Raw genomic sequence first — 21,491 nt, 5'->3', positions numbered from 1 at the left:
ACCGCAACGCAACCCCCCCCGCCCCGGCGGCCCGGCGCCCCCCCCCCCGCCCTTCGCCCCCCCCCACGAGCCCCCGGGCCCGCGGCGCGGAGAGCCTCGTCGTCCTCGACGGAGCGCCAGTGCCGCCGTTCGACGGGGCGCCAGTTGCGGTAGGTGAACGGGCGCCGGTCGGGGTCGAGGAGCGCGCGGAGCCGGGGCAGAGCCGGGGCGACGCCCTCGGGGTCGGCGGCGGCGACCTCCGCGAGCAGGGCCAGCGGCTCCAGCCGGCTGTGCGGCAACCACCCGCTGGGCTCGCTGAGCTGCTCCACCAGGGTCACCAGAGCGGGCACGATCTCCTCGGCGCGGCGGCTGTGCCGCCACAGCGCGCGGGCCAGGGCGAGGGTGTGCCGGTGGCCGAGGCGGCGGGGCTGGTGGATCAGGTTCCGGAGGCGGTCCAGGACCTCGCCGGTCGGGGCGATCTCCGTGAGGGTGATCAACGCCGGGGCGGCGTCGGAAGCGCCCGTGCCTGGGGCGGTCAGCGCCAGCAACGCGGGCACGACCTCGTCGGAGTCGCCGGTGACCCGCCACAGGGCCCGCAGGTGGCGCATGCCTGCCAGAGGGGGCAGGGTCCGCAGTTCCTGCCGTAGCCACTCCGCTCCCCCGGCCGCCGCCGGTCCCAGCTCGGCGTAGATCTCCGCGCGGTACCAGGAGGCCGTGTCCTCGCCGTCCAGCGCGGCGAGGACGGGTTCGGCGTCCCCCGTCAGCCGCCAGTGGATCAGAGGGTCGATGCGCGCCGGATCCCGGCCCCCGGGATCGAGAGGGCCGAGGAGCCTGCGCAGCCCGCGTTCGCGGCCGGCCGCCACCGGGCCGGGGCTGATCGCCCCGAGCGCGTGCGCCGCCCAGAGCGCGTACCCGGTGTCGAGCAGCTCGACCAGGCCGGGCACCACCGGGACGCCCGCCCGGTGCCAGGCGGCCAGGACGAGGGGGTAGTGGCGCCGGTCGTGCCGGGCCGCCATCTTGGCCATCAAGGGGAGCAGCAGGTCGCGGTGGTGGGCGTGCAGGGGGGTGAGCAGCTCGCAGAAGTTCAGCTCCAGGTCGCTCCAGCGGCCCACGTTGGACAGCGGCAACCAGTCGCGGAAGCCGTCCCGCCGTTCCCGGCGCGGGCCGGCGGCCATCCGTACGGCCAGCAAGGGCACGCACCGGTCGTCGCCCATCTTGGCCAGTGCCCACAACGCCTGAGTCCGGACCAGCGGATCCGGCTCGCCGGCCGGCGTCGCGTGCGCGGCTGCGGCGTCGGCCCAGGGGCGGGAGGCGGATCCGCACATGGCCAGGATTCGCAGGGCCAGGGCGCGGTTGGCGGCGAGTGGGTCGTCGACCAGCCCGGCCAGGACCGGCAGCAGGGCCGGGACCGCCGAACGCCGGTCGGCCAGGAGGGCGGCGGCGAGCTCCAGGCCGCCGGTTCGGTGCTCCGGGCGGTCGTGGCTCAGCAGGGCGCGAGCGAGGCCCAGGAGGCCGGGCAGGTCTTCGCCCAGGAGCTCGCCGATGCCGCGCACCTCCGAGGCCTGCAGGTCGAAGAGGTCGGCGCGCCGGGTCGAGGGCCTCCAGCCGGGGTCGAGCAGCACCTCAGCCACCGCTCGGGCGTAGGCCGGGTCGTCCTGGCCGGGCAGCACGCGCCGCAATGCCCGCACCGCGGCCACCCGGACCTCCGGCCGCCCGCCGCCTGCCGAGGACCCGTCGCCTCGGTTCGGGTGAGGACGATCCGCAGGGCGCCTGCCCTCCGGAGCCGGATGCGGATCCGCGAAGATCGGATGGGAGTCGTGCGAGGACGGGGGGGGATCCTCCTGGGCCGACGCCGCGTCCCCTGGTTTCAGGTGGGCGCGGAGCCAGGTCACGATCTCCCGCCGGCGTGGTTCCGTCACGTGGGTGGCGAGTTCGCCGAGGGCGGCGAGGAGGTGTTCGGCCACCACGGGGTCGTGCTCGACGGCGCAGCGGGACTGGAGGAGCCGGGTGACCTCCTCGGCCCGGCCGGTCGCCTGCGTCAGGGCGACCGCAGTGCACCGCCGTACCTGCTGGGCAGGGTCGTCCAGCAACGCGCACAGGCCGGTGACGACGCGGTCCCAGACGCGCGGCCAGCCGGCGGCCGAAACCCGGCGTGCTTGCGAGGCAGCCGACGGGCCGGGACCGGTCCGCAGGAAGGCCATCGCGGGCAGCCGCACCGACCGGCCGAGGGCCTCCGCGCGGACGGCGGTCGCGGCGATCTCCCCGATCGACTCGACGAGCAGGGCACGGACCGGCACGGCCGGGTCGGCGGCGGCCACGGCCATGAAGGGGAGCAGCTCGCCGGCCGCCGGATAGAGGTACTCGCCCACACCACAGACCCGGCGCAACGTCCGGACCGCCGCCTCGGCCGCCTCGACCCGCCACAGGTCGGTCACGAGCGTCGGCCCGTATCCGGCGGCGGTGCCGGGATCGAGCACCACCGACCAGTTCACCGCGTCCGGCCCCGCCACCACGTCCCGCTCTCCGGCCTCCACCAGACGAGTCTGGCGCATGCCACGCACCGGCCCCACGACGGGCCCCGGCTAGGATCACCCGGCATGACACCCGACGACGCCGAGCTCCGCGAGCTCGTCCGCCGCTTCGCCACCCTTGACCTGACCGGGTGGGACGACGCCGCCTTCGGCCGCGCCCGTGAGCACCTCGGCTGGCAGGCCGCGGTCCACTCCCCCGAGAAGGAGGCCAGGCGCGCCCGGTTCCCCAGGCTGTATCGCGCCGAGGAGTACGACACCGTCCTCGGCCCTGAGAGCGGAACCTTCGCCCGGCACGGCGCCGACGACGTCCGCACCCAAGTCTCGCTGCGCGCCGGGCAGGGCGACGAGCTCTTCCTCGCCCTGCGTTCGTTCCTGGAGGAGTTGCTCGGCCCGCCGTCCCTCCTGCGCGGACCGGGGCCGCTGCTGCGCTGGCGTGGCCCCGTCCGGCTGCTGGAGCTGGAACGGATCCACAATGCCGCCTACCTGCGAGCCTGCCCCGCCGAGGCGGTCGAGAAGGACGAGTACCGCACCGCGCAGTGGGCCGAGGCGGAGGACGGGCTCGGGCAGCTCGGCTACTGGCAGATGGTCGGCCGGCAGCCGGAGGCGACCGACCTGTTCATCCCCGGCGGCTACACCGCCGATGGCTGGGCGGAGTTCGAGGAACGGCTGGCCAGGACCCTGCACTCGGTCGTCGCCGACTTCGCCCTCCTGGAGCCGTCGAGCCACTTCACCGCGGTCATCCGCACCCCTCGCGAGCGCGCCTACGCGCAGTGGACCACCGACCCGGCGTGGGGCCTGGAGATCCAGGCCGCCATCCCCGCCGAACCCGGCCCCACCTGGGAGAGCGACCTGATCGGGCTCGGCTGGTCGCGGCCGGACTCGCCCGACACCGAGGGCCGGCTGATCCGCCACTTCCCCGCGTTCGGGCCCGAAGAGGCCCGGACCGCCGCCCGGCTGCTCGTCGCCGCGCTGAGAACGTACGGCGTGCCGTTCGCGGACCTTTCGCAGTCGGTGATCTCGCCCCCCGTGCACCTGCTCGGGCTCGGCCTGCCCACCCACCGCTGACCGGACACCCACGGCGTATCACTGCGCACTGCACAAGGCCTGCCTCAAGCCTCCCGGGGCGAGCTCGCCGCGCTCGGCTGAGCACCTCACTCGAACGGAAGCCGGGTTGTTCACCCAGCCTGGCTGGTGATCGATCGCAGGGCGGCGCAAGCTCACCCGCGCGTGATGTACAGGTGCATGTCGGTGTAGTCGAAGGTGATGGCGAACGGCTTGAAGAACTCGTGGGTGAAGTTGGCGATCAGGTCGAAACCGAACGGCTCCGACTGGCCGGGACCTGGGAAACCGGGAATGGCCTTCTCGAAGGCGAGGCCTCGCACGCCGTGCCTGACCGCCCGGCCGAGGCTGATCCGCTCGGCCGTGATCGGGTAGCTCTTGATGCCGAACCGCTCGTTCGGGTGGGCGTAGTCCACCTCGAATCCGTCCACCCGTTCGGCGATCTCCGCCGTCGTGTCGATGGCACTGCCGATGCCGCCGGTGTCGACGGTGACCATGCGCGGGCCGTAGTCGCCCAGGCTGCCGACCGTGCAGGGGAAGTGGTCGCCGGCCAGCCACAGCGGGAGGCGGTCACCTCGGGCGCGCGGACGCGGCGCTTTCACGGTTTTCCGCCGCAGGATCAGAGCCCTGCCCGCGTAGTCCATCGTGGTCAGGAAGTGGTAGAAGATCGTGGTGCCGAAGGCGCCGGCCACCTGTGAGCCGTCGGGAAGCGGTGGCCGCTGCACGTCGCTCCACTGCACCGGCAGGTTGCGGATCTCAATGTTCCCGATCCGGAACGATTCCAGAATGCCCAGGTAGATGGTGATGGGATGGGCGTCGGCGACCCCTCCGGGCAGCTCGGCCACCGCGCGCAGCCCCGCCGCTTCCGCCGCCTCCTGTGACAGGTCGAGAGTCGCGTACGTGTCGAGCCAGAACTTCGCGGGCGGCCCGCCGTTCACCGAGGCTTCCACCGCAGGCACCGGGTCCAGGGTGAGGAACGGCACCCGCGTGCTCTGCGCGCCGTGTATCTGCCACGGTGTGCCGCTGATCCGCGAGTACTGCTCGACGAGGCCCTTGTCACGGGGACGGCCCGTGCTCTTGAGCAGCGTGACCGCGCGGGCGAACTGGTCCTGCCGTACGAAGGTCTCGGCGAGCCGTTGTGTGGAGACGATGTCGCGGGAGTCCAGGGCGACGGCCTTCGACAGATGCCGCTCGGCGTCACCGAACCGGTTGCACAGCAGGGCGAGGTATCCGACCTGGGCGTACGCGTGCGCGTTCCGCAGATCCTCGCGCAGGAGACGGCGATAGCCGCGCTCGGCCTCGGCGAACCTGCCCGCCTTGAACAGCTGATCAGGGTCGGCCGCGGAGGCGAACGCCGGGCTCGGAGCGGAAGGCAGCAGGGGAAGGCTCGCGCCGGCGATCACGGCCAGCCCCGTCCGCCGCAGGAACGCGCGGCGGCCGGGGGTACGGGGATCGGCTGGAGGGGTCATGCCTGGGTCCTCACGTCGTCGTTGGACGGGTCACGCCGCCGAGATGAGGCGTGAGTCGCGAACTCACCCAACGGGACGACGTGTTTCCCTGGCGTTTCCCTCGCGTGTCCGCAGCGGTCTCCGAGCGCGTTCGAGACGCACGGTGGCCCTTTCGGGGTCGATGCAGGTTGCCGCTACCGTTGTGGAGCGCTCTGGGGTTCTGCTCGTGGACGCGGCGATCTGTGCCACGCTCGGCGGACCCGTCCGGTCAGGAGCGTCGCTGCGACAGCCTGGCGCGAGTGGTGAGCAGGACGAGGACCGCCAGTACGCCGAAGCCGATCATCGAGGGCAGGAGCACGTAGCTCCGGGTCATGGGGGAGCCGTCGAAGAGGTCGCTGACCGCGTTCATGCCCGAGTTGAACGCGTCGTGGAGGAGCACCATGATCAGTAGGCTGCCGCCGGTGTTGTTGAACACCCAGGTCATGAAGACGGTCAGGACCGTGGTCAGCAGCAGGAACTGCACGATGGCGCCCGGGGTGGCGCCGCCCTTCGGGTCCGCCCATGCCGACGACGCGAACAGCGGTAGGTGCCAGCCGCCCCACATCAGTCCGAGGATGAGGGAGGCGGGCAGCGGGCCGTACCGCTGTTGCAGCCTGGGCAGGGCATATCCGCGCCAGCCCGGCTCCTCGCCGAGCGCCCCGATGACGAGCTGCACCGTCAGGAACATGATGACCAGTGACGGCACCACGTCCGCCGAGAACGTGAAGTGAGCGGCGGTGCCCGGGATGGCGAAGGCGGCGATCACCGGCACCGCGAGGACGCCGCCGATCACCAGGACGTACCAGCGCGCCGGCAACCGCCAGGATCGCAGCCCCCGCAGCAGGCTCCGCACCGCGCCCCGGCCCGCGGTGGTGCGCAGCGTCACCAGGGCCGCGACCAGCGGGCCGAACGAGCCCGCGATCACACAGACGTCCAGCAGCCAGCTGTCCTTGCCGATCGGCAGGAGGCCCAGTCCATCGTCGGAGAGCACGATCGGCAGGTAGAGCAGCCAGCTGAAGGCGAAGGCGAGGGCGAAGAACATCCACAGCGCATGCGGTGGCTCGGTGCGTGTGTCGGTGCCATGGGAGGTGGGCGATGGGTTCGAAGTCACCGGAGACAAGGTAGGGATGTGACCAGTGTGCTGCCTCCGGCGATTGCCCTAATACCGCCCGGTAGCCGGCGGGCCGAACATCGGCGCTCCTACCTAACGGGTCCGGGGAGCAGACCCAGGCGGATGGCGCGGGCCACCGCCTGTGGACCGGTGTGGGCGCCGAGTTTGGCATAGACGCGTTCCAGGTGGGACCGCACCGTGCTGGGCGCCAGGCCCAGGCGCTCGCCCACCTGCGGTGCGGACAGTCCTTCGGTCAGCAGGCTCAGCACCTCGATCTCGCGGCTGGTCAGCTCCGGTGCCCCGGGCTTGGCGCCTACGGCGCCGGTGCAGGCCAGGTAGGCCTGGCGGGTGAAGCGTTCCTGGACGGCGAGCTGCCGCGCCTTGCCTGCCGCCTCGGCGAGCAGGGGGGCCAGGTCATCGCCATGCTCGGCGAACGATCTGAGGTACGCGCCCGGCGCCGCCTGCGCGAGCGCTCCGGCGAGGGCCGCCAGTGCCCGGCGCCGATCGCCGGCTGCCTGCCGAGCCAGCGCCGCAACCACCCGCAGCCGCAGGTGGGAGGCGGCGCAGACGACGTCGGCGTGCCGCGTCATCGCCTGGGAGGCGATCGCGTCCGCGGTGGCCCAGTCGCGTCCGGCCAGCGCGATCTGGGCGGCGATCAGTTCCTCGTAGAGGCGCAGCCCCGCCGGAGGTTCGCCGCCGGCCACGGTGATGGCTCGGGCCTGAGTGAGCGTGTGCTCGGCCGCGGCCAGGTGTCCGAACGTCAGCAGCGCGTACGCTCTCCGGGCCGTCGCCGACCGGCGCGCGGCGGCGCCGAAGCCGGGATTGTCCAGGCCCGGCGTTCCAGCGATGTAGTCCGCCATCGCGTCGAATGCGCGGAGCGTTCCCGGCTCATCGCCGCGGGCCAGGCAGAGGTCGGCCGCGGCCCGGTATCCGTGCAGCCGTACTCCGGGATCGTGGTGGTCTGTCGCGGCCTGGAGGTCGGGGGCGTGTGCCATGGCCTCGCCGATCCGGTGACCCTCCAACAGTGCCTCCACCATCACCAGCGGGGCCGCGGCCAGGTGCTCATCGGGCTCGACGCGCCGAGCCGCCGCCAGCGCGGCGGACTCCCGGCAGCTCGCCATCGCCCGCCGTAGGTCGCCGCGGCACAGATGCGCCTGCGCGAGCACCAGCAGTGCGTCCAGGCGGTGCGTCACGTCGTGTTCGGACCGGCTCAGACGGGCGCACTCCTGCTGGGCGCGCCGGACAGGACCTTCCTGGACCCCGTGGCCCAGCGGGTCGGTCAGCCGGAGCACCGTCTGGAGACGCATGCCCGGCTCGGTCAGGTACGGCTCGTTGAGGGCCGCCTGCGCGGCGTCGATCGCCGCCGCGGGTGATCCGTCGAGGAAGAGGCAGTGCGCGAGGATCGTGGCATGGAGGGCGCGCGCCTTCGGCGGCAGGCGGGCGGCGTCCACCCGCGCCAGCCAAGCGGCGGGATCGTCCGTCGCGTACGGATGGGAGCATGCCCCCTCCCGGAGCGACCCGTGGATGAGGGTGAAAGAGACGAGCAGGCACAGCACCGGGTTGTCGGCCGGCGTCGGCTCGGGCAGCCTGCCCAGCCAACGGCTGAGCCGGGCGTGCTCCAGCCAGAGTCCGCCGTCGTGCTCGGCCAGCCTGGCCAGCAGCCGGGCCGCAGCGTGCGGATCGTCTCCGGCAAGGGCGTGCTCGACCGCTTCGCGCAGGTCCCCAGCCGACCCGTGCCAGTCGGCCGCGCGCCGATGCAACTCCGGGAGCAGCTCGGGACGCCGCCGGACCAGGTACCGCCGCACGGCCGCGGCGAACAGCTGGTGGTAGCGGTACCAGTTGCCGCTCGCGTCAAGTGGGACCAGGAACAGGCCGCTGCCGGCGAGCGCGGGCAGGGCTTGAGCGCCGTCGGTCCGGCCGGTCAGCGCGTCACACAATGCGGGAGTCAACCTGGACAGGACACAGGTGGCCAGGACGAACCGCCGGGTTTCGTCAGGCAGTCCGTCCAGCACCTCGGTGACCAGGTAGTCGTCCAGGTCTCCGGTGGCGGCGGCGATCTCGTGCCCGGCGGGCACGCCCCGCCCCAGGGCCAGCGCGGCCAGTTGCAGACCGGCGGGCCAGCCTTCGGTCCGCGCGTGCAGGTCGGCGACGGTCCGGGCGCCGAGGCGCAGGCCCATCGTCTCGCCCAGGAACGCCGCTGTCTCCGTGGTGGTGAAGCGCAAGCGTGCGGCGTCCAGATCGCACATCCGGTGCTTGGCCCGCCAGGCCGCCAACGGCAGGGGTGGAGGGTAGCGGGTCGCGATGATCAGATGAATGCGTGGCGGCAGGCGCTCGACGAGGTGGGCGACGGCATCGTGCAGGTCGGCCGAGCCGATGAGGTGATAGTCGTCCAGCACCAGGACCAGGTCGCCGGGCCGGCCGGCCAGTTCGTTGATCAGGCCGGCGAAGCGGCGGCGCAGGGCCGGGCGGGAGTGGATGGCGGTGGCCGGCATCGTGACGTCGAGCGCGGCGGCGAGTCCCCGGCAGAACGTCACGGGATCGTTGTCGTCGCGGTCCAGGGACAGCCAGGCCACGCGTGCCGACGTGGTCGCCGCCCAGGCCGCCAGCGTCGTCGTCTTCCCGGACCCGGCGGGCGCGCAGACGAGCGCCAGCGGCAGCCTGGCCGCACGGTCCAAGGCGGCGTAGAGCTGTGGCCGGGCCACCGCGCCCGTACGCGCCGGCGGAACACCGACCTTGGTGGCCTCGATCGGCTCGCTGTACGACGCCGCGGCGAGCGCGTGGCCCGCGGCGTCCAGCGCTTTCGCGGTCACCTGATGCGAACCGCCCAGGTAGACCCGCCGCCGGACGCCCAGGACGCGTCGATGGGCCCGCCAGTAGCCCGTGCCGCGTCCATTGCCGGACGTCTCCCGGCGCACGGTGAAGCCTCCCGCCGGATGCTCGACGGCGAACGCGGTGGCTTCGGCCAGCCAGGCGCGCCATTGCGGGGTTCCGACCGCGATCCCGGGCCGGCCTGGCGCGATGCCGAGCAGCCCGTCCCGGATCACCGGCAACTCCGCCATCGCCCACCTTCCGACTCATCGGAACAGTCGTTCCAGGCGCCGTGCCGGTGACTCGAACAGCGGGCCGCCGACAGCGAAATGACTGACGCTGACCAGAACGCCGTCATCACGGAGCACGTGGGTGATCTCAGGGAACAGCAGCGGCCGCGTGAGAGCGTCTGCGTCCCTCTCGACCGGTCAGACACTCCCCCGTTCTCCAACCAGACAAGAGGACGGTGAAATCCGCGGCGTCCGAGGCGCAAGCACCTGTTCGGCCACAGTACCGCGGTCACCGCTGCCGAACATGGCCTACCGGAACCGGTCTCCCCCAACGGGTTCCCGGGGAGCCGAACGAGGACCCGCAGCCGCCAGACCCTCCGCCTCGCTGATCCCGGCAAGCCGGAGGGGCCGGTCAAAGCCGTGCAGCAGGTAACACGGAGGCTACCGGCCGACCGCGTCGACACCCCGTCCTGGTGCTCGGCCGTTACCCGGGCTCTGGTCCGGAACCAGCTCGGTGCCGCCCTGCTCGGCGACCTTGCCGTGCTGCCACCCGGGCACCGTGACCACTCCCGCCGCGGCACCGGCTGCGTGTGGACACCACCCCGCCCATCCTGCCGGTCTCCTCGCTCAACGACTCCCGCCACCTATCGGGTGTTCCCGCTGCAGTTCACGATGGCCGGACAGCGGGTTGCGGGTGGCGACCTCGTGGGCCGGCAGGAAGCCGTACCAGGACCGCACAACGGCCGGATCGCGGGCGACGGTGGCCGTCCCGCCAACGCAGGTAGCTGTTCAGGCCGACCGGCCTGCGTCCCTGCCGTGCTTGCGTCATGCGAGCCACGCCCAAGATCGGCTGACCCGCCACGGCACCCTGCGGAGCTCGATCTTGACGACGATTCGATGACGCCACTGTCCGCCCTGGTCGACGGCCAGAACGTTCCTGCCCGTACTTCGGATCTACAACCTCGACGACTCGGTCGACCGGGCCCGCCACCCCGCTCGCTCAGCGGCACACGTTCCGCAGCTCGCACACCTTCTTCGCCATCCGCTTCGCCCGGCCCGTGACCAGCTTGCCCGGATTGGTGGTGTAAGCCTGATCGGCACTGTAAACGAACAAGGCCGCACCCCGACGCCCGACCGCCCACGAATAGACGGGCTCCCGATCCCGCTTGCCCCTGTAGTAGTCGTACCTCCCCACGAACATGCCCTCGTCCCCGATGCGCACTGTCCTGGCGATCAGGCGGAGGTCCTTTCCAGGGCACCGCTTCACCTCGGCCCGCAGGCCGAGGAAGGTCGCGCGGGCGGCCTTCGCACTCCGATAGAGCACGAGCTGCTCGCCGTCCGACGACGGGGCGCTGGTCAGATGCGTGATCGTCCGCATCGCGACCCGGCCGTCGCGGACAGTGCGCGCCCCTCGGCAAGGGGCGAGCAGGGGACGGTTGGACAGCTTGTCGCTGATCTTCCACCAGTACTCGATGGAGTCCGCCTCATCCCGCGGTGCCCTCGCCTCCTTCTCACTCAGCAGGAAATTCTTCGGAATCCTGCTCGCCTCGGCGTCGGCCACGCCCGTTCCCGCCAATACGGAGCCAACCACCAGGGCGGCAACCATCGCTTTTCTGATCACACATGCATGAGATGTACGGTGCGCCATGGAAGTTGTGCACCGTTTTCGGTCTCAGCTGCCGGCCACCACGACCACGCGGCAGCACCCCTTGCCCTCCCGGGCCGGGTCCCCGGGTGATTCATAGCTGGTCTGGCCCGGCACTGATGAGGCCCAGGCGCACCCGACAGTGGCTGCCCACAGGCAGGTGGATTCCGATTCGGCTCTCGTCATCCGCCGGTCTGCGCGTCGGTGCGGGCGCGGTGGCGGCGGCCTCGTTGTCTGCGAGCAGCAGATCGGTCAGGCGGCCACCGGCCAGGCCGACACCGAACTCGACCACGAGCTGACCACCGCCGTACTGAAGGCGTGCGACGGAAGTACCTAAGCACGGCGGATTCCCCGCCGCCGCCGTCTCCGTATCTTCGTGATCGCCCAGGAACCTGATCACGAAGAAGACGGGCACCCCGATCCACCCCCGGGGGAGCTGCCGAGACAACAGGCTCACCCCCTCCGGCCCCTTACGGCCGGAACTTTGACAGGAGATTTTCATGAAGAAGAAATTGGCCATCACCGCCCTTACCGCCCTTGCCGTCACCACGATGCTGAGCAGCGCCGCCCACGCCGGGACACCGGCGAACGTCTGGGTGAACGGCGAGGCGATCGGCTCAGAGGTCTACGCCGTCGGCGTCGGCGCGGAAGGCCCGGTGGACCGGGTGAAGGTCAACTTCCAGGTGTCCAAGGGCCAGGTCATCACCGGCGTGCGAAACGGCACCGCCCACTGCCAGATCGCCACCTTCGCGGCGACCTGCGAACTGATGTCCGGCTCGTACCCGCAGTTCTTCGAGGTGACGGTACGACGGTACGAGGCCGGGCCCGGACCGTTCAACCTGACGGTCAACGCCATCTCCTCGGCACGCGAGTGGGACTACGCCGACAACTCCACCGTCATCAGAAGCTACTGACGCGACCACCGCTCGCCGCCACGAGCACCCGCGGCGGTGAGCGGCACTCCATGAGGAAGTAGTAGCCCGCCTGACGGAACCGACGCTGCGCTCGGTAGCCAGGTCGGCGTAGCGGCGGCAGCGGCGGATGAAACGGTGAGCGCATTCGGGCAGCTTCGGGCTGCTTGCCCTTGAGCTCGCCGTTCTTCTTCGCGAGGACCATCCTTCCACGGGTGCGCTGGTGCCCGATGTTCGCTTCGAACTCGGCGACCATCGCGAGAGTCTGGGGTGCGTTTGGTTCGGACAAAGCAGAGGCCCAGGACGATGTGAGGAGACACGTCGGTGCAGGGAGTCGACGTGGTGGTGATAGTCGCCGAGTACGGCGCCCCGCCGACCGTCCATCAACTCCTGGAGGGTCGTGGCCGCGAAGATGCCGTACGGCAGGCCGGTCCAGAGGTGCTGACTGAGCGTGGTGGCCGCCATGTGCAGCCAGGCCGGCGCAGGTGGAAGCGGTAGCCCGGAGTGCAGGGCACGTCCCGGTGCCCGCCGGCGCGCGGGCCGGGTCGCAGAGCTGGATGACTGCCCGCCACGAATATGGGTCCGCCTACGTGGCGACACCTGAGCGAGTCGGTCGAGCCGTCCCAGCGACGCAGCCGAGGCCCGTACCCCCACGCACTATGCAGCCATGCGCCGGAACCGTGTCGACGAGCAACCACCGGCGCGACCCGGCCGCCAAAACCAAGAAACCCCAGCTCAGCGAACTGAACCGGGGTTTCTGTCAGGGTGCGCCGCCAGGGACTCGAACCCCGGACCCGCTGATTAAGAGTCAGCTGCTCTAACCAACTGAGCTAGCGGCGCGCCGTGCACGAAGGAATATACCGGCACCAAGCACCCAGGTCGAATCGGCCGAAGCGGCGCCCGTACCGCTAGAATAAAGTTCGGCCTGCAGACAGGAGCATCGATGTTCGACTCGCCCGCCGACGTGACCGAGCGGCTCGCCGCCGTGGACTATCTCTCCGACGACGCCATCTCCACCTCGGTCTTCCTCGCCGCCGCGCTGGGCAAGCCGCTGCTGGTCGAGGGGCCGGCGGGGGTGGGCAAGACGCAGCTCGCCAAGGCCGTGGCGCTGACCACCGACGCCGAGCTGATCCGGCTGCAGTGCTACGAGGGCCTGGACGAGGCGCGGGCGCTGTACGAGTGGAACTACAAGAAGCAGCTCCTGCGCATCCAGGCGACGAGCGCCGACGACGACATCTTCGGCGAGGAGTTCCTGCTGGAGCGGCCGCTGCTCAAGGCGATCCGGTCCGCCGGGCCGGCGGTGCTGCTGATCGACGAGACGGACAAGGCGGACGTGGAGGTCGAGGGGCTGCTGCTGGAGCTGCTGTCCGACTTCCAGGTGACGATTCCGGAGCTGGGCACGATCGAGGCGGTGCGCCGCCCGTTCGTGGTGCTGACGTCGAACGCGACGCGCGAGCTGTCGGAGGCGCTCAAGCGGCGCTGCCTCTACCTGCACATCGAGTATCCGACCCCGGAACGCGAGCGTGACATCGTGCTCAGCCAGGTGCCGACGCTCCGCGCCGATCTGGCCGAGCAGCTGGCCAGGACGGTGGCGACGCTGCGGTCGCTGGAGCTGAAGAAGGCGCCGTCGGTGGCGGAGACCGTCGACTGGGCCAACACGCTGCTGGCGCTGGGCCGCGACGAGCTGGACGAGGCGACGGTCGCGGGCACCCTGGGCGTGGTGCTCAAGCACGCCTCCGACCACGCCCGCGCGGTCAAGGAGCTCGGGCTGGCGACGCCGTGACGCACGCGCCGCACAGCTCGCTCGTCGACAGGCACGTCGGCTTCGTGCACGCGCTGCGCGAGGCCGGGCTGCCCGTGTCGCTGGCGGAAGGGCTCGACGCGGCGCGGGCGCTGCGGGTGATCGAGCTGGCCGACCGCGAGTCGCTGCGCGCCGCCTACGCGGCGACGCTGGTGAAGAAGCCCGCGTACCGGCCGGGCTTCGACGTGCTGTTCGACCTGTGGTTCCCGAGGGCGACGACCGGCTTGTACGGGCCGCGCCCGGATCTGGAGTCGGCGCCGCTGGAGGAGGTGCGCGGCTACCTGGCGGGGCTGCTCACGCAGAGCACGGACGCCGAGATACGGGAGTTCGCCCGGGTCATGGTGGAGCGGTTCGGGCGGCAGGAGGCGGCGGAGGGCCGGCAGAACTGGTTCTCCTACAGCGTCATGCGGGCCCTGTCGCCTGACACGCTGATGGCCCGGATCCTGAACGAGGTCCTGGCCGGGCAGGAGCGCGGCGGGCTGGCCGAGAAGACGGCGCGTCAGCGGGTCGCGGCCAACACGCGGCGGCTGGAGGAGGCGGTGTCGGCGGACGTGCGCCGCCGCATCGCCGAGGACTCCGGCATCGACAAGATCGCGCGCTCGGCGGTGCGCCCGCCGCTCGACCACATCGACTTCCTGCGCATCACCAAGGCCGACCTGGCCAGGCTGCGCCGCGAGGTGCACCCGCTGGCCCGGCGGCTGGCCGCGCGGCTGACGATCAAGCACAGGAAGGGCAGGCGCGGGCGGCTCGACTTCCGCAGGACCATGCGGGCGTCGTTGCAGAGCGGCGGCGTGCCGCTGACCACGCATTTCAAGCCGCCCCGGCCGCACAAGCCGGAGCTCGTCATCCTCTGCGACACCAGCGACTCGGTCTCGTCGTTCGCGCATTTCACGCTGCTGCTCACGTACGCGCTGAGGGAGCAGTTCACCAAGGTGCGGGCGTTCGGGTTCGTGGACACGGTGGACGAGATCACCCGGTTCTTCGTGCCCGGCGCCGACGTGGTGGAGGCCATGACGCGGCTGGCGAACGAGGCCGACATGGTGCGGTTCGGCCGGACCAACTACGGCCACGCGCTGGAGGGGTTCGCCGAGCGCTACGGTGACGCGATCGGGCCGAAGACGTCGCTGCTGATCCTCGGCGACGCCCGCTCCAACTACCAGCAGCCCGCGCTCGACACGCTGAAGTCGCTGACCCGGCGCGCCCGGCACGCGTACTGGCTGAACCCGGAGCCGCGGCAGCAGTGGGACACCGGCGACTCGGTGGCGACCGAGTACGGGACGGTCGTCCCCATGTACGAATGCCGAAATGTCGCCCAGTTGACCGCGTTCATCGAGAGCATCGCCTAGGGCGGTTTCTCGTGGATTGCCGTGCCTGCCGGGAAGGACGGCGTGCGGCCTCCCGCCGATCTACGGTGGCAACCAGCCATCCGATTCCGCGGGAGGAACGCCGTGACATCGAACCGACTCGGCTGCGTGGTCGCGGGGACCGTGCTGTTACTCGCCTCGATCACGGCGATCCCGGCCGCCTCCGCCGCCGACTGTGCCTGGACGCGCGCCCCGCTGCCCGTGCCCGCCGGCACCCGGCAGGCCGAGGTCACCGCGACCGACCACCAGGGCGGCTTCTCCGGCCGCGCCGTGCTCGCCGACGGCGCCTGGCACGGGGTCTCCTGGCGCGGCGGGCAGTTCGTCGACCACGGCACCAAGGTCGACGGTGAGCCGATCGCGGGCCTGCCGGACGAGACCCGCTCGGGCGCCCTGCTGGTGTGGACCGCGATCGCCGCCCCGCCCTACTACGGGCCCAGCCACGCGGTGCTGCTCAGGAACGGCCAGGCGGACCGGCTCGCCCGGCCCGCCGACGGGTTCCTGCGGCCGTTCGCCGTCAACGAGAAGGGCGACGTCACCGGCCGGAACATGGTGTGGACCGGCAGCCGGTACGTGCACCGCCTGCTGCGCTGGCCCGCCGATCGGCCCGGGCAGGTGATCGAGACGGCTCTGCCGGACGGGTACGAGCCCGAGGACGCGGACGAGGACGGCACGGTGCTGCTGCGCACGCCGGACGGCCCGGCCCTGTGGCGGAACGGCGTGATCACGCCCCTGGCCAAAATCGCGGGGGCGGCCGGCACGTTCGCCACCGGGATCTCCAACGGGCGGGTGATCGGCCGGATCAGCTACACCTCGCCCTACCGGACGTACGGGGTGCTGTGGGACACCGACGGCGTGCCGCGCGTGCTGCCGAAGAGCGCCGACACCCGGGCCGTCAACCGTGACGGCCTGATCACCGGCACCACGGACGAGGCCACCGGGGGCGGCGAGGGCGTCTGGCGCCTCGACCACTTCGTCCACGCCCTGCCGAAGTCGCCCACGCACAGCATGTGGCTCACGGTGGCCTCGGACGACGGCGCGGTGGCCGGCAGCACCTACGACGTGAGCGACGGCACGGGCGAGCCGTTCGTCGTGCGCTGCCTCTGAGGCCGGAGTGCCTGGTGACCCGCGCGCGGCTACGGGCAGCTGATCTTCCTGGTGAGGCCGGTCCTGCTGCTGGTGTTGCTGGAGTCGAACCAGATCCGCCATTCGTGCGTGCCGTCGCACGACACCCGCAGCGAGGCGCGCTTGCTGCTGCTGGTGGCCGAGTCCCACGAGTCGTCGACCATGTCCTGCCAGCCGTACCACCGCGACCGCTGCAGCTTCATGGTCATCCGGCCGCAGGAGGAGCCGGTCCACGTGACCACGCCCGCGATCACCTTGTAGCCGTCCTTGTACGGGGTGCCCGGCGAGAGGCTGCACGCGGTATGCACTCCGGCGGCGGCGGGCTGGGCGCCGGTGAGGAGTCCGGCGGCGAGGGCGAGGGCGACGATTCCGCTGGATCTGCGCATGTTCTTTACCGCTCCATCCCTGGTTCTGGCCTGTCGCGAAAGGACGCTAGTGGCCAGCGGTATATCGCAGGTATATCGCCGTCAGGCGCGCTGGAGCTCGCGGGCCGCGGTGCGGGTGAGGAGCTCGATCTGGGCGGCGTCGAGGTGCCCGTTCGCCGTCGACCGGATGCGCCTGGCGACCAGGCGCGGCTTGAGCAGCGTGATGCCCTCGGCCTCCAGCAGCCCGCGGCGCGGCAGCATGCCGCAGTGCACGGCCAGCAGCGGGGTGATCGTGACCTCGATGCCGGTCTCGCGGGTGAGCAGGTCGGCGAACGCCTGGGCGGCGTCGGCCAGCGGCTTGGCGACCTTGGTGCCGTACTTCTCGCCGAAGAAAAGCCGGCCGCCGTAGGTGGCGATCTCGGTGTCGGGGCTCCAGGACTCGTTGTCGACGATCCAGACGCCGCCCGGACCGATCACGAGGTGGTCGATGGACGCCTTGTCCTTGATCGCCCGGCCGTCGAGCACCTGGTAGCCGCGCCTGCCGAGCGAGCGGCGCAGCAGGCGGCCGGTGATGGCCTCGCCGTGCCTGCGCCCGCGCCAGACGGCCGTGGCCTGGAAGCGGCGCCAGTCGAGCCACCAGTCGCCGGCGGCGACGAGCCCGGCCACGACGAGCGCGTAGAAGGCCGTGTAGGTGACGTCGAAGCGGACGCCGAGCGCGAAACCGGCGGCGAACCCGGCCGCCGCCTTGAGGATGCGCGCCCTGCGCCTGCTCTGGGCCTCCTCACGCCAGAACTTCTCGTACCACCACTGGGGGGACGACCCCGTGTACTTCTCGTCCTGCTGCACGTAGATAGAGCCACCGGGCACGGCAAACTCCCCGAATGAGTGTGTCGTCAACAGGATCTGCCACGCCGAAGATCCCTCGCCGGTTAAAGAGATACCCCATCCGAAACCAAGGTGAGCCTAAGGTGACGGAATTGGTACCCCTAGGAGAAGCATCACGCCTCAACCGACCAGTCGGTATGCTGTGATCCGTGATGAAAGAGGAACCGGTACGCCAGAGGCTGCTCGCCGAGGCCACCCGGCTGTTCGCCGAACAGGGCTTCGAGAGCACCTCCGTCCAGGAGATCGTGATGGCCGCCGGCGTCACCAAAGGCGCCATGTATCACTACTTCGACTCCAAGGACGACCTGCTGCACGAGATCTACGGCAGGGTCCTGCGCATGCAGATGGACCGGCTGACGCAGATCGCCGACAGTCCCGGCACGGTCGTCGAGCGGCTGCACCGAGCCGCCGCCGACGTGATCGAGACCACCACCGACAACCTCGACGACTCCAAGATCTTCTTCCGCTCGATGCACCTGCTCGCTCCCGAGACCCGCAAGAGTGTACGGGCCGAGCGCCGGCGCTATCACGAGCGCTTCCGCGACCTGGTGCTGGAGGGCCAGCGCGACGGCGTGTTCAGCGACCGGGTGCCGGCCGACCTGGTCGTCGACTACTTCTTCGGCTCGGTGCACCACCTGGGCACCTGGTTCCACACGGACGGGCCGCTGACCGGCGCCCAGGTGGGCAAGCACTTCGCCGACCTACTGCTGGCCTCCCTCGGGGCCGGGCACCTCGGCGAGTGAGGCGAGCGCCTCGCGATGGTCGCCGGGGGTGCCGAGAGCGATCTCGGTGGCCTTGGCGCGCTTGAGATAGAGATGCACCGGGTGCTCCCAGGTCATCCCGATCCCGCCGTGGAGCTGCACCGCCTCCTCGGCCACGTGCACGGCCACGCCGGCGTTCCACGCCTGGGCCACGGCCGCCGACAGGGGCGAGTCGTCGGCCACCGCGCCCCGCGCCGCCGCCCTGGCCCTGACCACGTCGAGCCACAGGTCGGCCAGCCGGTGCTTGATCGCCTGGAACGACCCGATCGGCCGGGCGAACTGGTGCCGCTCCTTGACGTAGGCGAGCGTCGTGTCGAGGCACCACTGGGCGACCCCGTACTGCTCGGAGGCCAGCAGCCCGGCCCCGTACCGCAGCACGCCCGCCACGTCCACCTCGCCGAGCCGGGTGGCCTCGGCGCCGTCCAGCGTGACGGTGGCGACCGGCCGGGTCAGGTCCAGCGACGGCACGGCGGCGACCTGGGCGCCCTCGACGCGGTAGAGGACGCCCTCGACCGGCACCAGCAGCACGTCCGCGACGTCGGCCCCGGCCACGCCGGTGACCGTGCCCGACAGCCGCCCGTCCGCGAGCCGTACGGAGGAGCCGCGCGACGGGTGGTAGGGCGAGGCCGCGAACGACACCGCGAGCGCGGCGGTCGAGCGGCCGTCGGCGAGCCGTTCGAGCAGGCCGGCGGCCCCGGCCTGGACGAGCGCCCGGGTGGCGAGCACCGCGCTGGTGAAGAACGGCACCGGCGCGACGCCCCGGCCCAGTTCCTCCAGCACGACCGCGACCTCGCTGGCCGTCGCCCCGGCCCCGCCGTGCTCCTCGGGGATGAGCAGTCCGGCCACCCCGATCTCCCCGGCCAGCGTCTTCCACAGGTCCAGGTCGTACGGGTCCGACTCGGCGCGCTTGAGCACGGCGGCGGGCGGGCAGCGGTCGGCGAGCAGGTCGCGCACGGCGGCGCGCAGCTCCTCCTCGACCTCCGAATACAGCAGGCTCGTCATCGCGGCAGGTCCTTCCAGGGCACGTCCTTGTCGACGCGGGGCTCTGAGGGCAGGCCGAGCACCCGCTCGGCGATGATGTTGCGCAGAATCTCGGAGGTGCCGCCCTCGATCGAGTTGCCCTTGGCGCGCAGGTAGCGGTAGCCGGGGCCGCGGCCGTAGAAGTCGACGGTCTCGGAGCGGCGGAAGGTCCAGTCGTCGTAGCCGAGGTCGCGCCGCAGCTCGACGTCCAGGCCGGACAGCGCCTGGTTGAGCCGGGCGAACGACAGCTTCATGCCCGAGCCCTCGGGGCCCGGCTGCCCGGCGGCGAGCTGCTCGCGCAGCCGCGCCCCCGACAGGCGGGTCACCTCGGCCTCCACCCAGAGCGAGAGCAGCCGCTGGTGCAGGTCGTGGGTGCGCAGCTCGGGGTGCTCGCGCCAGTGCTCCAGCACCGCGCCGACCATGCCGCCGCCGCGCCGCACCGGCGCGCCGCCGATGGCGACGCGCTCGTTCATCAGCGTGGTCTGGGCGACCCGCCAGCCGTCGCCGACCGCGCCGAGCCGCAGGTCGTCGGGGAGCCGCACGCCGGTGAGGAACACCTCGTTGAACTCGGCCTCGCCGGTGATCTGCCGCAGCGGGCGCACGTCCACGCCGGGGGCGTGCATGTCGCAGATGAAGTACGTCATGCCGCGGTGCTTGGGCACGTCCGGGTCGGTACGGGTGACGAGGATCGCCCAGCGGGCGTGGTGGGCCCCGGACGTCCACACCTTCTGGCCGTCGACGACCCACTCGTCGCCGTCGCGGACCGCGCGGGTGCCGAGCGTGGCCAGGTCGGACCCGGCGCCGGGCTCGCTGAAGAGCTGGCACCAGATCTCCTCGCCCGTCCACAGCGGGCGCAGGAAGCGGCGCTTCTGCTCCTCGGTGCCGAACGCCAGGATCGTGGGCGCGGCCATGCCGAGCCCGATGCCCTGCACGCCGCCGTCGAGCTGCGGCGTGTGGGCCAGCTCCCGCTCGACCACCTGCTGCAGCTCGCGCGAGACGCCCAGCCCGCCGAGCCCCTCGGGGAACCACACCCAGGCCAGGCCCGCGTCGAACCTGGCCCGCAGGAACTCCAGCCGGTCGCCGTCCGGATCGTTCTCGCTCAGGAACGCGGCGACGCGCTCCTTGAGCCGTGCTTCGTCCACTCCAGCTCCTGTCGTCATCACATGTGCTTCTTCAGCTCGCGGTAGGCCAGGGACCGCTTGTGCACCTCGTCCGGCCCGTCGGCCAGGCGCAGCGAGCGGGCCGCGGCCCAGAGCCCGGCCAGCGGGAAGTCCTGGGAGACGCCGCCGGCGCCGTGCACCTGGATGGCCTTGTCGAGGATCCACTCCACGGTGATCGGGGTGGAGATCTTGATGGCCTGGATCTCGGTGTGGGCGCCCTGGTTGCCGACGGTGTCCATCAGCCAGGCGGTCTTGAGCACGAGCAGCCGCAACTGCTCGATCCTGATGCGGGACTCGGCGATCCAGTCCTGGACCACGCCCTGCTGGGCGACCGGCTTACCGAACGCGGTGCGGGCCAGAGCCCGCTCGCACATCAGCTCGACCGCGCGCTCGGCCATGCCGATCAGGCGCATGCAGTGGTGGATGCGGCCGGGGCCGAGGCGGGCCTGGGCGATGGCGAAGCCGCCGCCCTCCTCGCCGATCAGGTTGTCGGCCGGGACGCGGACGTCCTCGAACAGGATCTCGGCGTGGCCGCCGTGGTCGGCGTCGCTGTAGCCGAAGACGTGCATGCCGCGCTTGATCGTCATGCCGGGGGTGTCGCGCGGCACCAGGATCATGCTCTGCTGGCGGTGCTTGGGCGCGTCCGGGTTCGTCTTGCCCATGACGATGAAGATCTTGCAGTCGGGGTTCATCGCGCCGGAGATGAACCACTTGCGGCCGTTGATGACGTACTCGTCGCCGTCGCGGACGATCGAGGTGGCGATGTTCGTGGCGTCGGAGGAGGCCACGTCGGGCTCGGTCATCGCGAACGCCGAGCGGATCTCGCCGTCGAGCAGCGGCGTCAGCCACTCCTTGCGCTGCCATTCGCTGCCGAACATCGACAGCACTTCCATGTTGCCCGTGTCGGGCGCGGCGCAGTTGGTGGCGACCGGCGCCAGGCTCGGGCTGCGGCCCATGATCTCCGCCAGTGGCGCGTACTGGAGGTTCGTCAGCCCGGCGCCGTGCTCGCCGGGCAGGAACAGGTTCCACAGGCCGCGCTGCCTGGCCTCGTCCTTCAGGTCGTTGACGAGCGGCGGGGCGCTCCAGCCGCTGGTGCGGGCCTGCTCCTCGAAGGCGGACTCGGCGGGATAGACGCATTCGTCCATGAACAGCAGCAGGCGCCGCCGCAGGTCCTCGGTGACGGTGTCGAAGGCGAAGTCCATGCCGCGAGCCTACCGACCGGCCGGTATGAGTGTCGACAGGTGGTTCCCCG

Annotated in this window: 18 protein-coding genes and 1 tRNA gene; 6 read left to right on the top strand and 13 right to left on the bottom strand. The window is 71.6% G+C overall.

Features of this window, described 5'->3' with window-relative positions; genetic code table 11:
* Nucleotides 1-2,531: HEAT repeat domain-containing protein (locus tag AB0J53_RS25360; protein WP_364176445.1), on the bottom strand; the 2,531-nt coding region annotated here is incomplete at its 3' end.
* Between the two features lie 45 nt (nt 2,532-2,576).
* Here AB0J53_RS25360 and AB0J53_RS25355 point away from each other — a divergent pair.
* On the top strand, nt 2,577-3,575 hold the full coding sequence (locus tag AB0J53_RS25355) for a hypothetical protein (protein WP_364176443.1): 999 nt from the start codon (nt 2,577-2,579) through the stop codon (nt 3,573-3,575).
* 152 nt (nt 3,576-3,727) lie between these two features.
* On the opposite strand, the gene AB0J53_RS25350 is transcribed toward AB0J53_RS25355, so the two are convergent.
* From AB0J53_RS25350 to AB0J53_RS25330, 5 genes are all read right to left on the bottom strand, one after another.
* Entirely contained in the window at nt 3,728-5,038 is a 1,311-nt protein-coding gene (locus AB0J53_RS25350) for an aspartyl protease family protein (RefSeq protein WP_364176441.1), read from the bottom strand.
* A gap of 247 nt (nt 5,039-5,285) precedes the next feature.
* Nucleotides 5,286-6,167 (bottom strand): type II CAAX endopeptidase family protein, encoded by an 882-nt coding sequence (locus AB0J53_RS25345; RefSeq protein ID WP_364176438.1) that lies wholly within the window; start codon nt 6,165-6,167, stop codon nt 5,286-5,288.
* A gap of 89 nt (nt 6,168-6,256) precedes the next feature.
* Nucleotides 6,257-9,226: a LuxR C-terminal-related transcriptional regulator gene (locus AB0J53_RS25340; protein WP_364176435.1), complete on the bottom strand. Its 2,970-nt coding sequence runs from the start codon at nt 9,224-9,226 to the stop codon at nt 6,257-6,259.
* 979 nt (nt 9,227-10,205) lie between these two features.
* The gene (locus AB0J53_RS25335; RefSeq protein WP_364176432.1) at nt 10,206-10,826 is read right to left on the bottom strand and encodes a hypothetical protein; all 621 of its coding nucleotides are present in this window, start codon (nt 10,824-10,826) and stop codon (nt 10,206-10,208) included.
* A gap of 118 nt (nt 10,827-10,944) precedes the next feature.
* Nucleotides 10,945-11,265 carry a hypothetical protein gene (locus AB0J53_RS25330; RefSeq protein WP_364176429.1) on the bottom strand — a complete coding sequence of 107 codons (321 nt, stop codon included), beginning with the start codon at nt 11,263-11,265 and terminating at the stop codon, nt 10,945-10,947.
* Nucleotides 11,266-11,350: 85 nt separating this feature from the next.
* On the opposite strand from AB0J53_RS25330, the gene AB0J53_RS25325 reads away from it, so the two are divergent.
* Nucleotides 11,351-11,764, top strand: a complete 414-nt coding sequence (locus AB0J53_RS25325; protein ID WP_219503115.1) for a hypothetical protein — start codon at nt 11,351-11,353, stop codon at nt 11,762-11,764.
* Here AB0J53_RS25325 and AB0J53_RS25320 read toward each other — a convergent pair.
* Nucleotides 11,751-12,017 carry a hypothetical protein gene (locus AB0J53_RS25320; RefSeq protein ID WP_364176426.1) on the bottom strand — a complete coding sequence of 89 codons (267 nt, stop codon included), beginning with the start codon at nt 12,015-12,017 and terminating at the stop codon, nt 11,751-11,753. The two genes, AB0J53_RS25325 and AB0J53_RS25320, sit on opposite strands and share 14 nt — an antisense overlap.
* Before the next feature lie 510 nt (nt 12,018-12,527).
* Nucleotides 12,528-12,601, bottom strand: a tRNA-Lys gene (locus tag AB0J53_RS25315).
* Between the two features lie 103 nt (nt 12,602-12,704).
* Between AB0J53_RS25315 and AB0J53_RS25310 the strand changes: the two genes are divergently transcribed.
* From AB0J53_RS25310 to AB0J53_RS25300, 3 genes are all read left to right on the top strand, one after another.
* The gene (locus AB0J53_RS25310; RefSeq protein WP_219515108.1) at nt 12,705-13,544 is read left to right on the top strand and encodes a MoxR family ATPase; all 840 of its coding nucleotides are present in this window, start codon (nt 12,705-12,707) and stop codon (nt 13,542-13,544) included.
* Nucleotides 13,541-14,908 (top strand): VWA domain-containing protein, encoded by a 1,368-nt coding sequence (locus tag AB0J53_RS25305; RefSeq protein WP_364176423.1) that lies wholly within the window; start codon nt 13,541-13,543, stop codon nt 14,906-14,908. Before AB0J53_RS25310 ends, AB0J53_RS25305 begins: the two co-directional genes overlap by 4 nt.
* A gap of 102 nt (nt 14,909-15,010) precedes the next feature.
* The gene (locus AB0J53_RS25300) at nt 15,011-16,030 is read left to right on the top strand and encodes a hypothetical protein (protein ID WP_364176420.1); all 1,020 of its coding nucleotides are present in this window, start codon (nt 15,011-15,013) and stop codon (nt 16,028-16,030) included.
* A 29-nt stretch (nt 16,031-16,059) separates the two neighbouring features.
* Here AB0J53_RS25300 and AB0J53_RS25295 read toward each other — a convergent pair whose 3' ends face one another.
* Both AB0J53_RS25295 and AB0J53_RS25290 read right to left on the bottom strand, forming a co-directional pair.
* Complete coding sequence (locus AB0J53_RS25295; protein ID WP_364176417.1) at nt 16,060-16,434, bottom strand: hypothetical protein; 375 nt, start codon at nt 16,432-16,434, stop codon at nt 16,060-16,062.
* An 81-nt stretch (nt 16,435-16,515) separates the two neighbouring features.
* The gene (locus tag AB0J53_RS25290; protein WP_364176414.1) at nt 16,516-17,280 is read right to left on the bottom strand and encodes a nuclease-related domain-containing protein; all 765 of its coding nucleotides are present in this window, start codon (nt 17,278-17,280) and stop codon (nt 16,516-16,518) included.
* 170 nt (nt 17,281-17,450) lie between these two features.
* Between AB0J53_RS25290 and AB0J53_RS25285 the strand changes: the two genes are divergently transcribed.
* Entirely contained in the window at nt 17,451-18,041 is a 591-nt protein-coding gene (locus AB0J53_RS25285) for a TetR/AcrR family transcriptional regulator (protein WP_219515151.1), read from the top strand.
* Here AB0J53_RS25285 and AB0J53_RS25280 read toward each other — a convergent pair.
* Genes AB0J53_RS25280 through AB0J53_RS25270 form a run of 3 tightly spaced genes read right to left on the bottom strand, consistent with a single transcriptional unit; the run spans nt 18,000 to nt 21,441 of the window.
* Complete coding sequence (locus AB0J53_RS25280) at nt 18,000-19,061, bottom strand: acyl-CoA dehydrogenase family protein (protein ID WP_364176411.1); 1,062 nt, start codon at nt 19,059-19,061, stop codon at nt 18,000-18,002. The genes AB0J53_RS25285 and AB0J53_RS25280 overlap by 42 nt on opposite strands.
* Complete coding sequence (locus tag AB0J53_RS25275; protein ID WP_357593692.1) at nt 19,058-20,239, bottom strand: acyl-CoA dehydrogenase family protein; 1,182 nt, start codon at nt 20,237-20,239, stop codon at nt 19,058-19,060. Before AB0J53_RS25275 ends, AB0J53_RS25280 begins: the two co-directional genes overlap by 4 nt.
* Nucleotides 20,239-21,441, bottom strand: a complete 1,203-nt coding sequence (locus AB0J53_RS25270) for an acyl-CoA dehydrogenase family protein (protein WP_219515066.1) — start codon at nt 21,439-21,441, stop codon at nt 20,239-20,241. The genes AB0J53_RS25275 and AB0J53_RS25270 overlap by 1 nt, the downstream gene beginning before the upstream one ends.
* Nucleotides 21,442-21,491: the final 50 nt, after the last annotated feature.

This window comes from Nonomuraea sp. NPDC049725 (assembly GCF_040674795.1).
Taxonomy (GTDB): domain Bacteria; phylum Actinomycetota; class Actinomycetes; order Streptosporangiales; family Streptosporangiaceae; genus Nonomuraea; species Nonomuraea ceibae.
Note: the sequence above shows the minus strand (reverse complement) of the source record. Positions and strands in the feature narration are given on the sequence as shown.

What these genes read in the sequence shown, in the direction of transcription:
- AB0J53_RS25355 (WP_364176443.1), top strand. Translation starts at nt 2,577, where the DNA reads ATGACACCCGACGACGCCGAGCTCCGCGAGCTCGTCCGCCGCTTCGCC.
- AB0J53_RS25350 (WP_364176441.1), bottom strand. Translation starts at nt 5,038, where the DNA reads ATGACCCCTCCAGCCGATCCCCGTACCCCCGGCCGCCGCGCGTTCCTG.
- AB0J53_RS25340 (WP_364176435.1), bottom strand. Translation starts at nt 9,226, where the DNA reads ATGGCGGAGTTGCCGGTGATCCGGGACGGGCTGCTCGGCATCGCGCCA.
- AB0J53_RS25325 (WP_219503115.1), top strand. Translation starts at nt 11,351, where the DNA reads ATGAAGAAGAAATTGGCCATCACCGCCCTTACCGCCCTTGCCGTCACC.
- AB0J53_RS25320 (WP_364176426.1), bottom strand. Translation starts at nt 12,017, where the DNA reads ATGGTCGCCGAGTTCGAAGCGAACATCGGGCACCAGCGCACCCGTGGA.
- AB0J53_RS25310 (WP_219515108.1), top strand. Translation starts at nt 12,705, where the DNA reads ATGTTCGACTCGCCCGCCGACGTGACCGAGCGGCTCGCCGCCGTGGAC.
- AB0J53_RS25295 (WP_364176417.1), bottom strand. Translation starts at nt 16,434, where the DNA reads ATGCGCAGATCCAGCGGAATCGTCGCCCTCGCCCTCGCCGCCGGACTC.
- AB0J53_RS25285 (WP_219515151.1), top strand. Translation starts at nt 17,451, where the DNA reads ATGAAAGAGGAACCGGTACGCCAGAGGCTGCTCGCCGAGGCCACCCGG.
- AB0J53_RS25280 (WP_364176411.1), bottom strand. Translation starts at nt 19,061, where the DNA reads ATGACGAGCCTGCTGTATTCGGAGGTCGAGGAGGAGCTGCGCGCCGCC.
- AB0J53_RS25275 (WP_357593692.1), bottom strand. Translation starts at nt 20,239, where the DNA reads ATGACGACAGGAGCTGGAGTGGACGAAGCACGGCTCAAGGAGCGCGTC.
- AB0J53_RS25270 (WP_219515066.1), bottom strand. Translation starts at nt 21,441, where the DNA reads ATGGACTTCGCCTTCGACACCGTCACCGAGGACCTGCGGCGGCGCCTG.